The sequence below is a fragment of the Abyssisolibacter sp. ZYX002 genome, from assembly GCF_056892235.1.
The window spans coordinates 103,412-117,453 of record NZ_JARMXH010000010.1; the positions used below are offsets into that span (position 1 = coordinate 103,412).

Sequence of the window (14,042 nt, forward strand, 5' to 3'; positions counted from 1 at the left end):
ATGATGAACAATGCTCTTAGAAAGTTTTTGTCTACTGTAGCTATATCACTTGCCGTACTTATATGCACATCTAGTACATATGCAGTGGATCAGTTTATGATATATCAAGATAAAGACAAAAAAACTATATCTAGTGGTTTATCTCATGAAACCATTAGAAGATTTACCTCTACTGGCTGGGTTAATATAAATGTTTTAAGGGTTAATTTGTCAGATGAGTATACTAATATTAAACCGTTATTTAGTAAAAAAGGAATAATACATAGAGATACTATAGGAAACATGGTCAAAGACTGGAATGCTATAGCTGGTATAAATGCCGATTTCTTTTATACAACACACTTCTCCACACCTATTGGTCCTGTCATAAAAGATAGTGAATTTGTATCATCTCCTAATAACTCGGATAAACCTTTTCCAATTCTATTTCTAAATAATCAAAAAGTTCCGTTTATAGATTTTTTGACTTGGAATATGCAGATAATACCACAAGGCAAGCCACCTTTGAGAGTTTATTCAATCAATAAAGATGGTGGAAAATATGAAGGAATTATGATGTTTGATAGCAATTGGTCCGATAAGACAGTAGGAAATAGATATTTTAAAGATCTAACTGAGGTTGTGGTTGTGGATAATACTGTAGTAAACATACAAACTGGACATGCTCCACTCCAGATGCCTCAAAATGGTTATGTTCTTACTGGAAGAGGCTTTGCAGGAGAACAGCTTATACAGCATTTTAAGATAGGCGATACTGTTTCTTTGCAAATGAATACTTCTAGAGATATTTCTGATATCTCTGCCGCTGTAGGAGGTGGCTCTGTACTTATAAAAAACGGGGTAGCAGTAAAAGATTATGCTATAAATATGCGAGGAAAACAACCTAGAACTTCTGTAGGTATAACTAAAGATGGTAACGAACTAATCATTGTTACGGTTGACGGTAGACATACTTCTTTTAAAGGTCTCACCCAAGCAGAAATAACTGAATTAATGAGTGAACTAGGTTCATACAATGCTATTAACTTTGATGGTGGAGGCTCTACTACTATGGTATTATCTCCTCTAGACAAAGATACTACAAAGTTAATTAATTACCCTTCTGATGGAAGCCAAAGAAGAGTAATTAATGGTCTTGGAATATTTAATAATGCTCCTATAGAAGCACTAAATAGAATTGAGATATCATCAGATAGCAATAGCATGTTACTAGGAACATCTAAAAGTTTTTTTGTTAAAGGATATGATATACACAATAACCCAATACAAATTAAACAAGATGATGTTATATATTCTTCCAATATAGATGGCGTTATATCTTCCAACAAGTTTACTCCTAAAAAAGTTGGGTCAGGTAAATTATATGCAAAATATAAAGGTATCAAATCTGAAGTCGATATTAAGGTACTAGATAGTGTAAAGGAAATACAATCAGATAGATATGATTTTGACGTTGATATAAACGGTAAAATAGTATTAAAAGATTTAATAAAGAAAGTTTATGGTTTAAATGACAATGGATTTTCTACGATAATAGATCCTAATGATATAACATGGAAAGTTTATGGGAATATCGGTGAAGTTAAAGATGGAGTTTTATATACTAACAAAACACCTTCTAGTGGAATTTTAAATGCTCAGGTAGGTGGTGCCTCTAAAAATTTCTATTTTTCTGTTGGTTATATAATGAAAATGCTAGATGCTTTTGAAAGTGCTAATGGTGTAACCTTTGACAGTTATCCTAAAACAGTGGAAGGTAGTGTGATTAGTAGCCCAAAAGAAAAAGATGGTCAAAATTCGTTAAAACTTAACTATGACTTTACAAAAGCTGAAGGTACTTCTGCAGCTTATGCGGTTTTAAGAGATGGTGGTATAACACTAAAGAATAAAGCGGACAAGCTAGGTTTATGGGTTTACGGAAACAATGATAATCACTGGCTTAGAGCTGAAATATTGGATAACAAAGGAAAGACTCATAGATTGACTTTAGCTAATCATATTGATTGGAGTAAATGGAAATGGGTAACTGCAAAGATTCCTTCTTATATTAGTTATCCAATAACTATTAAGAAAATATACGTAGCTGAGACAAGCCCCGTGAATATGAACAATAGTTTTATCATTATAGATGGTCTAAAATCTCTCTATCATACACCATATTCTTATGAAAAAGCAAATGCTCCTAATGAAACTGAAATAGTCGATAGCAAAAAGCAATTGGTTGATAAAACTGAAAACGGATATAATATTGCTATTACATCAGGTGTTGCAAGTCTTAACAACCTATTAGATTACCAAATAGCTAATAGATTGAATCTTGCTTTAAATTCATTTGATATAAGTATTATACTAGACAAGATGCCAGGTGATTTTGGAAATATAAAAAGCAAGCAAGTTCTAAAGCCTAAGGATGGCTTTTCAACACACACTATTGGCACTACACTTTTTATGCAAATTAACGATACTGAAGGTGGAATAAGACAAACAAATCCTTACCAATGGACAGAGTTTTTAAATAATATTAAGAACTCAAATGCAAAAAATATAATAATTTCATTACCTAAACCTGTGTTTGGATCAAATGGTTTTTCCGATAACCTTGAGGCAAATCTATTTCATAAAATACTTAAGGATAATAAAGATAATAAGGATATATGGGTAGTACAAACAGGAAATGAGGATAAAACTCAATTTAAAGATGGCATAAGGTATATTCATATAAATAATAACTATACTGCTAATAATTTTATGAAAATGAAATATCTAATGTTTACTGTAAATAATGATAAAATAAATTATTCTTTTAAGAAATTATTTGAATAGAACAAACTAGGAGATCTAAACACTGTTTTAGATCTCCTACAAACTATTTTAATATAAGTCCATTCTTCTTAATAAAACTATTTTCTTCTTTGTTTTCGTTTGTATTTTCTGTAATCTGCTCCTTAGAGCTATCTTTTATATCAATGTTATCTTCTTGTTTTTGTATATAAACTATAACACATATTGCTAGAATAGTTAAAAATATAACGCCAATTGAAAGTATGTTTTTCTTCATATAAACACCTCCTTGGCTTTTATTTTTACCACTTGTTACTTATTTATGCATTTTATCAAGTATAACCTTGGGATTACTTGAATAATTTGAAATTTAGTCCCATTTTACTATATAAACAACACTTTTATTATGGTATATTTATTTTTTGATGGGCTATTTGCACGTATAATATCTAAATTTTTAAGGTTAACTATTAGGAGAAAATCATGAAAAAAAATTGCTCGGAAAACACCACCAAAGATAAGATAAACAAACTACGTTATACTTTAGAAAAAGCTATTGACGAAAATCTTCCAGCTAATGAATTACTCAGGATAAGTCAAGAACTTGATAAATTAATACTTATGTTTTACAAGAATTAAACTGTTCTTTATCCTACTACATAGAAATGACTATTATGTTTTAATTGTTAAAGACCTAAATCACAATTATCGTTGTGATTTAGGTCTTTAATATCTTATAGCTAATATTATTTTTTAACTTTATCAATATAATCTAAAAGCCCCACTATTATTTTACATGCTTCTTGTCTAGTCAACGGCTTATTTGGGTTAAAGTTGTTTTTAGTATCGCCATTCATTAAATTCTTGCTATGAACATTCATAATATACTGTACATTTTTTGGTGAAGCTTTATCTAAATCTTTATAATTAAGTTTTATGTCAAGATCGTCTAGTCCAACAATAGTACTTAATATTTTTGACATTTCTTCTCTTGTTATATTATAGTTTGGTCTAAACTTGTTATCCTCAAAACCATAAAAGAAATTCTTTGCTGTAACAGACTTAACATATTCTAGTGCCCAAGGTTTTATTGTATCCTTATCTTCATATGTTAGTTCAATATCCATTTTGCCAAGTTTTAATGCCTTAGCAATCATAACACTAAATTCTTGTCTAGTTATCGTCTTGTTTGGATAGAAGTGGTCACTAGCTCCACTAATTATCCCCATGTCTTTTAGTTTAGTGATATACTCTAAACCCCATGCCTTTGACACGTCTTTAAATGGCGCATTTTCATCACACGTTTCTTCTTTTACTTCACCTATTTTTGTTATCCAGTTTCCTGCCACATATCCCTGCAAATCTGAATCTTTAAGCTTAACTTTATACCAATAGTAACCAAACTGCAAATTGGGCTTATCAATTACGTATAGTACATCATCTGGGTTTAAGCTTCCAACTTGCTTTCCACCGGCAGAATCTCTTATTTTTAGAGAATTTTCACAGCTCACTGCTACAATATCCCCAGTATCATATTTATCTATGTCTCCATAGTGAAAATCTTTAGGTGTATCTAATATTAACCCTTTTGATGGTAATCCACGTTTTGGTAATTGCTTAGTGTTAATTTTAGCTATCGGTTGCTTATACTCCCTCTCTGCAATCGTAAACACTAGTTCCTGATATGAATATTTCTTTACTCTTCCACTTGAATATTTATATGGGATCATGTTTGGGTTATTGCTCTCGCTCCAACCATTATATGCCCATAATGCAAAATACCAATGCTCTAAAATATTAGGATCCATATTTTTAAATTGTGGGAGCTTTCTAACACATGTATCCCACTTTCTTAAAAGCATTGTCGCCCCAGCTTCAATGTTGTAAGGTATATCATATTTTAACCTTCTAGTATCAAATCCAGCACCTCTATTATTAATCTGCATTATTCCTATACTACCTCTTGATCCAGTGTATACACTACCATCTGAGTTGTACTGTTTGAACACACTTTCAACTCTAGCAACAGATTTTAATATAACTGTTGGTATACCTCTCTTTCTTGCTACTTCATCTATTAATCTTTCTACCTCTTGTCTTGATGGATTTTGTCTGTCATTTGAAGCTAACGCTACATTTGCCAAGCAAGTTAAAAGAAAGAATGCAATGAAAACTATTGCTACCTTCTTATACATTGTCTTCCTCCATTTCATTTTTATTTCACATAGTGTTATTTTATTAAATCTAATTAAATTTGAAAAGTCCTATTTTACAAAACACACAAATTCACATATTATTTAATATTGTTGTCATTTAATTGTTATAATATACCCTATATAGAATATTAATGTTATCTGTATAGGTTTGTCTTGCATTACTAATTTATAACACTATAATATAAGACTAATGTCAATCTGTCAAAATTTCTGTTTATTGATTCTTATTATTGGTATAATCTTTATACCATTTTATAAAGTAATCCAGCCCTTTATTAATTGTAACTTTAGGCTTATAATCCACAGCTTCTGTAATTTTGGCTGTATCTGCATGTGTCTTTTTTATATCTCCTAAATGCATTGGTAGATACTTTATGTTAGCTTTCTTACCAAGTTTGTCCTCTATCATGGATATTAATTTCATTAAGTTAATTAATCTAGAACTACCTATATTATATATCCTATACCTCGCAATGCTTATTGATGGGTCTTGACTAGATAGATTTTTGTCATTAATGCCTACTGGAGGTTTGTCAATAATCTTCATAACTCCACTTACTACATCATCTATATATGTGAAATCCCTATCTATGTGACCAAAGTTATATACTTTAACTTCTTTGTTATTAGCTATTAAATTTGTAAATTTATAAACTGCCATATCTGGCCTTCCCCAAGGACCATATACAGTAAAAAATCTTAATCCTGTTACTGGTAAACCATAATTATAGCTATAAGCATGAGCTATAAGTTCATTTGCTTTTTTTGTAGCTGAATACAAACTAGCAGGATGGTCTGTGTTGTCTTTTTCTGAAAATGGCAACTTTTCGTTTAAACCATACACCGAACTTGACGATGCAAATATAAAATGTTTTACACTATGGTTTTTACACTCTTCTAATATATTAACAACTCCTGCTAAATTAGATTTTATATACACATATGGATTCTTTAAACTATATCTTACTCCTGCTTGAGCCGCTAAATTTATAACTACTGAAAAATCAAATATTGCAAAAACTTTTTTTAATGTTTCCTTATCACTAATATCGACATGAGTGAAACGGTAATTTTTATATTGTTTTAGAATTTTTAGTCTATCTTTTTTTAGATTTACATCATAATAATCGTTCATATTGTCTAAGCCAACTACCATATATCCTTCATCTAATAATTTTCTACTAACATGGAAACCTATAAATCCTGCACTTCCAGTAACTAAAATTGTTTTCATATAATCCTCCTATATTTAATATATACTTGAAGTTTATAATTTGTTATGTTCGCTGATTGTCCAAGCTTATTAAATATATATGCAATAGATTTAGGATATATTTGTGAATTTGTTAGATATCAATAGTTCTTTCATTAATATATGTCGATAAGAAGGTCAAAAAACAACCTAAACTAATAAAAAAAATTAAATATTAATAATAATATAGCTGTCCCAGCTACCGTGGATAATTGATATATATATAATATTGCAGGAATTGTCATATGAATATATAATTATATTCTTATAGCCTTAAAGACTAATTCATGAGAAAGGAAACGAAAATGATAAAAAAATTGAGATATTTAAAAATTTTTCTATCCCTGTTAATAATAATGAGTATCTTATATATCTCCTATAACAATGTAGTCTATAAAAATAAAAAATATATAAAGTTAAATAATAATTTATTATTGAGTATATATCATAACAAAATATGTATACTTAAGCCCAATAAAAAACTCATATCTAAATACGAAATAGGCGATGAAAATACTGAAATACTAAGCTACGATATAAATGATATCAACAACGATAAAAATCTAGATATAATCATATTGACTCGCAATAAAAAAGAAGCATATGGAAATGAAATAAAAATATTCTCATATAGTAATAATTTGAACGAAATATTTAGTATAGATTTCAAAAGATTCAACCCATGGAAAGTACAGTTTTGCGACGTTGATGGGAGCAATAATATTGAAATATCAATCGGGGTCTATAAAAAAACTAAATTTCATCCAGTAATGGCTAAAAGACCATTTATATTTAACTATGTTGATGGTCAATTAATTCCTAAATGGAGAGGCTCAAGATTATCTAAGCCTTTTGATGATTATATCTTTGTAGATATAGATTATGACCAGGAGGACGAACTTATATCAATAGAACACTTGCGAGATGGGCAAAAAGTAATTAATTCATATAATTGGAATGGATTTGGTTTTGAAGGCAAAACTCAAAGTAAACCTTTTACAGATATATTATCTATCTCAAAAGCAAATGACAATGAATTCATGGTTTCACTTAAAAAAGGAAATCAAGAAGAAATGTTGAATGTAAAATATGATAATAACAATCGTAGATTTATATATACTAAAAATAAAAAGGAGGGATTCTAATTGTTTAGAAAAATCATATCAATACTTTTATGCTTTGTTATATTGTTTATAAGTACTACTGGATGTAACAAAGACAAAGTAACAACCAATGTTAATAATAATAAAACACCACAAATTAAAGAACGCAAAAAGTATACCTTGGAGACAAAAAATCAACCAACTAGAGATTCTATAAGTGTGACGTATACTGTTCCTAATTATAATGCTAAAGTTAAGCCCTATAAAATCAAGAGTGATTTATCTAATATAGTTAATGTGAATCAATTCGGAAAATTTACAAGAAAACAAAAAGCTCTATTATGTAAAAATGGTTTTGTTGTAACACCTCGCAAATCTGAACAGCTATTTCATATATATGAATACAACGAATATAGCAGTATACCTAGTTTTATAACTACAGACTCAGTACTACAAACATATCACGTATTTTATGGTCATACATTAAGAAAACTCGAAAAAGAAATTTTCTTAAAGGATTTGGAAGCTCTCACTAAAAGCATGTTAATGAAATCTGCCTATTTATATAATAAAGTCAACAGTCCCTATGTAAAAAAATTATTAGAAAAAAACATTACATATTTTACGGTTGCATATATGCTTTTAGATAAAAATGATTTTCCTAAGGATGCTCCTACAGAATCCATAGAACTAGCAAAAAAAGAAATTCAATTAATAGAAAAGCATGAAGGTGTTAATAAGTCGGTTCTCTTTCCATATCAACTTGACTATAGCCAGTATAAGCCTAGAGGTCACTACACAAGAACTGATGAATTAAAAAGATACTTCAAAGTCATGATGTGGTATGGTCAAGCTCCATTCCCACTTTATGTGATGAAAAATGATGAAACTGTTAAGAGTAAAGATCAGACTGTTCAAGCTTTATTGATGACGTACAGTATGTTTTTAGTTAATTATAAAACTGATGATATAAAGCTTTGGGAAAATATATATGACATTACTAATTTCTATGTTGGTTCTAGCGATGATTTGAATATTTATCAATATAAAGATATACTTATAAAAGTATTCGGGAAAAATCCTGATATCAACGATTTTGAAGATGATAATAAACTTAATGAAGTTTATGAAGAGGCTAAGAAACTACCAGAGCCTAAAATAAAAAATAAATTTGTAGGATATACAATACCCGTTGGCAAACAGTTCAGATTTATGGGGCAAAGATATACCCCTGATGCAGAAGTACTTCAGCGTTTATGCGAACCACTCAAAAGACCCATCCCTTCAGCAATTGATGTAATGGGCGTATTAGGATCAAAAAGGGCTTTGGACATACAAACTAATATCAATAAAGTTCCTGATTATTGGGAAAGATATGCTGAATCTTTTAACAAGCTAAAAGATGAATTTGAAGAATTAGAAGAAAGCAAATGGCAGTCTAATATGTATTATGGTTGGCTTTGGACTTTAAAAGGTTTATTAAAAGAATTTAATGAAGGTTATCCTAGTTTTATGACTAATGTAGCATGGCAAGATAAGTCTTTAATTACGTCCATGAGTTCATGGGCTGAATTAAAACATGATACAGTTTTATATGGCAAGCAAAGTGGAGCTGAATGTGGCGGTTTTGATGAGCCTCCTACTACCAGTGGATATGTAGAACCAAATATTGATGTATATAATAAACTACTTTGGTTGACTAAATACTCAAAAGAAAATCTAAAACATAGAAATATACTTTCAGAATCAACGAAAGAGAATATCGGATATTTTGAGGACCTGCTAAAATTTTTAATTAAATGTTCTGTTAAAGAATTGAACAATGAAAATCTAACAGAAATAGAAAATGAAAGAATACGAACTTACGGTGGATGGTTAGAATCCTTAACTTTAACATTCATTGAAGATGGTCTAAGTCATTGGTATGAGATAACATCTGATGCAGATAAAAATATGGCATGTATTGCAGATATCCATACATCAAAAGAACTATATTTAGAAGCAGGTGTAGGACCTGCATATGAAATATATGTAGTAGTTCCCGTAGGCGATAAGTTACAACTTAACAGAGGAGCAGTATTCAACTACAACGAATTTATTAGTCCTAAAAGATTAACAGATGAGGAATGGCAACAAATGATAAAAGATGATAAGGTGCCAGAACAAGAAATCTTAAAGTGGATAGATAGTTTTTTTGTCAATCAACCTATAAAAAATCCAAATGAATCAACCTCTAGATGGTAGATTTAGCTCCTTTATAAATCATTATAAAACAGCTTGCTCTAATTTGAAGATCAAGCTGTTTTATTATATAATTTATTATTTATCTATAGAATAATGTATAACTTTAGGACTTTGTATGTTTTTTATTGTTATATTTGTTGTGTTTAATTCTTGTGTTTTACCTGTGTCTTTGCCATCCTTAATAACACTATATATATTGTATCTACTTATCTTGAATTCATATACATCATGATTTATAGCACAATAGAAGTGTCTTGATGAAAATACCGAATCGCTATTAGGTCCCCTAAGCGTAGCTTTACGTTCTCCTGTTCTTGTAATTATTCCTTCCTCATTGCCTGTTAAATATAAATTTATTAACTTTATTATATCTGAATTACTAGTGCCGAAATTTAAGACTTTTCCCGATATCTTCTTATCGTAACTGAAATTTTCTCTAGTCACTCCTTTTGCCACACTTTCAAGAAACATGCTATCTTCTTTACCAATATCATATTTAGTTATAATGCTTTCTTGTATGATGTAATAAGATTTTATATATTCTAATCTATCTAGACCTATTGTAGATTTTAGCGCATTTTCCATTAATATACTTTCGTCTATGAAAAAAAGTTTTCTTTCTGCCTCTATATATTTATCTGTTGTCTCTTTTGGCGAAATCTTATTACATGCACATAAATATAGACAAGTTATCAATAACATAACAGTTTTTATCATTAATGATTTTTTCATGATACTCTCTCCTTTGTTTTAATGGCAGAAGTTATTTTTAATAAATGTATTTAAATATTCTCTAAAATCTTTTTCTAATTTTTTATTTCTAAGTGCAAATTCAACTGTTGCTTTTAGAAAACCTAGTTTGCTACCTACATCATATCTTAAACCTTCAAACTCATATGCATAGACATCCTGTTTTTTGCATAACGTATTTAAAGCATCTGTGAGCTGTATTTCTCCTCCACTTCCTTCTTTTGTATGTTCAAGTATATTAAATATTTCTGGAGTTAATATATACCTGCCTAATATAGCTATATTTGATGGTGCTTGTTCTATTTCAGGTTTTTCTACCAAACTCTCTAGATTATAAAGTTTTTCTTCTATCCTATTACCCTGTACTATTCCATATTTATTTACATCATTAGATGGTACTTTTTGAACACCAATAATTGTACTATTATATCTTTTGAAAACTTCAATTAATTGACTTACACATGGCACTAAAGGTGAGAATACTATATCATCACCAAGTAATACTGCAAATGGCTCATTTTTGATGAATGATTTACCACAATATATTGCATGACCTAAGCCCCTTGGTTCTTTTTGTCTAATGTAATGTATATTGGCTAAATTTGATATGTTTTTCATAGCTGTTAATAGTTTTTCTTCTCCCTTTTGTTTTAACTTCATTTCTAACTCTAGGTTTAAATCAAAATGGTCCTCTATTGTTTTTTTGTTTCTACTCGTTATTAGGAGAATATCTTCTATTCCTGCTTTTACTGCTTCTTCAATTATATACTGTATAGCAGGTTTATCAACTATAGGTAGCATTTCTTTTGGTTGAGCTTTCGTAGCTGGTAAAAACCTAGTCCCCAATCCCGCTACTGGTATAATTGCTTTTTTTATTTTCACATAATCACCTCGAAAAAGTATATGTTTATTTCATGGTAACTATGTTATTTTAGTCTATATATTTGACATTCCAATGCTTAGGGAACAACCTTTTATAGCTGTTATATGCAAATCGTTGTCCTATCAAAAGAACTACTCCTTTGTCTTCTTCTGTTCTTATAACTCGCCCAGCTGCTTGTAATACTTTGTTCATGCCAGGATACATATATGAATACTCAAATCCTTTGCTGTTCTTTTCATTGAAGAAATCCCTGATTATATCCCTCTCTATGCATATTTGAGGTAGTCCTACCCCTACAACTATTGCTCCATTTAACCTGTTGCCCTTTAAATCAATTCCTTCGGAAAATAAACCACCTAGTACACAAAAACCAACTAATGTCTCTTTATTTTTTTCATCAAATTTACTTAGAAAATCTTCCCTCTCTTGTTCGCTCATATTATTATTTTGCATTATTATTTTGGTTTTAGGGCTATAATCTGTAAATATATCTACTACATCATTCATGTATTTAAAAGATGAAAAAAATACTAAATAATTACCCTTGTTTTTTACTATACTCGCTATTTTGGAAGCTATTATCTGCTTTGTGTCTTCTCTATCTTTATATCTTGTAGATATGCCTCTAGCTACTGATAAATCAAGGTTATTTGGGTCATAAGGACTATCTAAATACATAGTATAATCTTCTTCTTTCCCTCCTAACAAATCTGCAAAATACTTTATTGGCATTAATGTAGCAGAGAAAAAAACAGACGTTTTACCTCTGCTAATACATTCACTAAGCACCATTGATGGATCCTGACAGAATATCTTAAGTATTATATCTTTCTTTTGTTTTTGTGCATATGTTATGTAGTTATCACCATAAAATTCAGATATTTTTAAAAATCTATACACATCAAAATACAGCTCTAATAGATCATTATAGTAATCTGTTTTCTGCCCTTCTGTTAGGAACTCCTCTAATTCTCTGTTTAATTTCATAAAAATATAATATAACTCTTCTGGTTCGCTTTTTTGTATATAAAAACCTTTTTCTTCACATTCATTTTTCAAGGAAATCATAAATGAATTTACCTTGCCAAGTAATTTGTGTATCTTTTTTTCTTTCCCTTTAGTTATTTTCTTTAAATCCATAAATTTTTTCTTATTAATCTGTGCTGAATACATCTCTCTAGCTCTATCTACTAGATTATGTGCTTCATCAATTAGAAAAGTATAATTGCTTTGCTCTGTATCAAAAAATCTTCTTAAATACACTATTGGATCAAATACATAATTATAATCACATATTACACAGTCAGCCCATATAGCTAAATCAAGAGCATATTCAAATGGACACACTTTGTGTTTTCTAGCATATTTTTCTATTATTATTCTCGAAAACTCATCTTCACTTTCCATGATGTCTAATAATGCATCATTTATCCTATCAAAATGTCCTTTTGCAAACTCACAATCATCTGGATTGCAACTACATTCCTCTATGAAACATATTTTCTCTTTTGCTGTTAGTGTTATACTCTTAAATCTAAGACCTTCTCGCCTTAGTAAAACAAACGCTTCTTCTGCCGCTTGTCTTGTTATAGTCTTTGCTGTTAAATAAAATATCTTATCTCTGAGCCCTACTCCTAGCGCTTTAACGGCAGGAAATATTGTAGAAATAGTCTTCCCTATCCCTGTTGGTGCTTGAACAAATATATTTTTCTCATCTTCCATTGCTCTGTATACGCCTACTGCCAGCTTTCGTTGCCCTTGTCTGTAATTTTTATATGGAAAATCTACTGCTTTTATTGATTCATTTCTTTTTTCTCTCCACTCTTTTATAAGCTTAGCCCAAACTATATACTGCTCTAATATTTCATATACAAAATCTTTTAACTCTTCTTTCTTATATTGTTTGTTTATCTTTTTTAACTCTTTTGTCTTTATATTGTAGTATGTTAGCTGAACTCCTATGATATCTAAATCATTTTGTAATGAATATATATACGCATAAGTTTTGGCTTGAGCCCAGTGCAATAAATTAAATGTATCGTCTATTTGATTTAGCATCATAGTTGTTGACTTTATCTCATCGATTATTACTAACTCTTCCTGCTTATTTGGTATTATGATACCATCTGCTCGACCTTCTATATCAAATATGAACTCATCTAACTCTATCTCTTGTTTTAAACTAACTTCTGCATTATAATTGCTTTTTTGCATACTTTGAACCTTCTGATGTGCTTTCGTTCCTTCTACAGCTCTTACATTTGACCTAAATCTATTATCTAGGTCTCCATGTCTAAGTATAAGCTCTATTAAATTTCTAACCGATATCTTCACTCTAGTCTTTTTGGTCATAGTAACCTTCCTATCATACAAACATATATTCGTTCTTTACTATATTATACTATATTTTAATTCTTTATTTCAAACTATTACATCCACCTTCATGAAAGAGGAATTCAAAGCATCAGGTAGTAGCTTTCCTCGCTGTTGATTAAAAGCTGATACAGTAGCTGTTTCGGCTGAGTAGCTAAAGTATTCTAGCATTTCCCTGGAGAGTGAACTGCCTTCTATAGTAAGCATCATATGAATCATATCAATTTACTACTGCGGGGTAAAATCCTTTTTAAGATATTTACAAAAGAGGTAAGAAACTTGAGATAATCATCAATTAATTTGACTAAAGTATTTTTAACTTTAACAGCGAAACTATTCATAAGTAGAATCTCCTAAAATATTATATATTCAAAAGGCTACGCCACATTTTTTATTAAATTGTCAGTGTTTTTTGAAATAAAAAGCCCTATGTATTAATT

Annotated in this window: 10 protein-coding genes; 4 read left to right on the forward strand and 6 right to left on the reverse strand. The window is 29.8% G+C overall.

What is annotated here, in order from left to right; genetic code table 11:
• Positions 1-2,823, forward strand: coding sequence for a phosphodiester glycosidase family protein (locus tag P3X86_RS19215; protein ID WP_483294357.1), 2,823 nt, complete (start codon positions 1-3; stop codon positions 2,821-2,823).
• A gap of 43 nt (positions 2,824-2,866) precedes the next feature.
• Here the strand turns inward: P3X86_RS19215 and P3X86_RS19220 are convergent, their stop codons facing one another.
• Positions 2,867-3,058, reverse strand: coding sequence for a hypothetical protein (locus tag P3X86_RS19220; protein ID WP_483294358.1), 192 nt, complete (start codon positions 3,056-3,058; stop codon positions 2,867-2,869).
• 206 nt (positions 3,059-3,264) lie between these two features.
• On the opposite strand from P3X86_RS19220, the gene P3X86_RS19225 reads away from it, so the two are divergent.
• The gene (locus P3X86_RS19225; RefSeq protein WP_483294359.1) at positions 3,265-3,420 is read left to right on the forward strand and encodes an aspartyl-phosphate phosphatase Spo0E family protein; all 156 of its coding nucleotides are present in this window, start codon (positions 3,265-3,267) and stop codon (positions 3,418-3,420) included.
• A gap of 107 nt (positions 3,421-3,527) precedes the next feature.
• On the opposite strand, the gene P3X86_RS19230 is transcribed toward P3X86_RS19225, so the two are convergent.
• Both P3X86_RS19230 and P3X86_RS19235 read right to left on the reverse strand, forming a co-directional pair.
• Positions 3,528-4,976 carry an S-layer homology domain-containing protein gene (locus P3X86_RS19230; protein ID WP_483294360.1) on the reverse strand — a complete coding sequence of 483 codons (1,449 nt, stop codon included), beginning with the start codon at positions 4,974-4,976 and terminating at the stop codon, positions 3,528-3,530.
• A 235-nt stretch (positions 4,977-5,211) separates the two neighbouring features.
• A complete protein-coding gene (locus P3X86_RS19235; RefSeq protein ID WP_483294361.1) occupies positions 5,212-6,231 on the reverse strand; it encodes a GDP-mannose 4,6-dehydratase in 1,020 nt (339 codons plus the stop codon).
• Between the two features lie 323 nt (positions 6,232-6,554).
• Here P3X86_RS19235 and P3X86_RS19240 point away from each other — a divergent pair, with 323 nt between their 5' ends.
• Entirely contained in the window at positions 6,555-7,394 is an 840-nt protein-coding gene (locus P3X86_RS19240) for a hypothetical protein (protein ID WP_483294362.1), read from the forward strand.
• Entirely contained in the window at positions 7,395-9,596 is a 2,202-nt protein-coding gene (locus P3X86_RS19245; RefSeq protein WP_483294363.1) for a DUF3160 domain-containing protein, read from the forward strand.
• Positions 9,597-9,671: 75 nt separating this feature from the next.
• Here the strand turns inward: P3X86_RS19245 and P3X86_RS19250 are convergent, their stop codons facing one another.
• Genes P3X86_RS19250 through P3X86_RS19260 form a run of 3 tightly spaced genes read right to left on the reverse strand, consistent with a single transcriptional unit; the run spans position 9,672 to position 13,581 of the window.
• Positions 9,672-10,328, reverse strand: a complete 657-nt coding sequence (locus tag P3X86_RS19250) for a hypothetical protein (protein WP_483294364.1) — start codon at positions 10,326-10,328, stop codon at positions 9,672-9,674.
• An 18-nt stretch (positions 10,329-10,346) separates the two neighbouring features.
• Positions 10,347-11,228 carry a UTP--glucose-1-phosphate uridylyltransferase GalU gene (gene galU / locus P3X86_RS19255; protein ID WP_483294365.1) on the reverse strand — a complete coding sequence of 294 codons (882 nt, stop codon included), beginning with the start codon at positions 11,226-11,228 and terminating at the stop codon, positions 10,347-10,349.
• A 49-nt stretch (positions 11,229-11,277) separates the two neighbouring features.
• Positions 11,278-13,581, reverse strand: coding sequence for an ATP-dependent DNA helicase (locus P3X86_RS19260; RefSeq protein WP_483294366.1), 2,304 nt, complete (start codon positions 13,579-13,581; stop codon positions 11,278-11,280).
• Between the last annotated feature and the right edge of the window lie 461 nt (positions 13,582-14,042).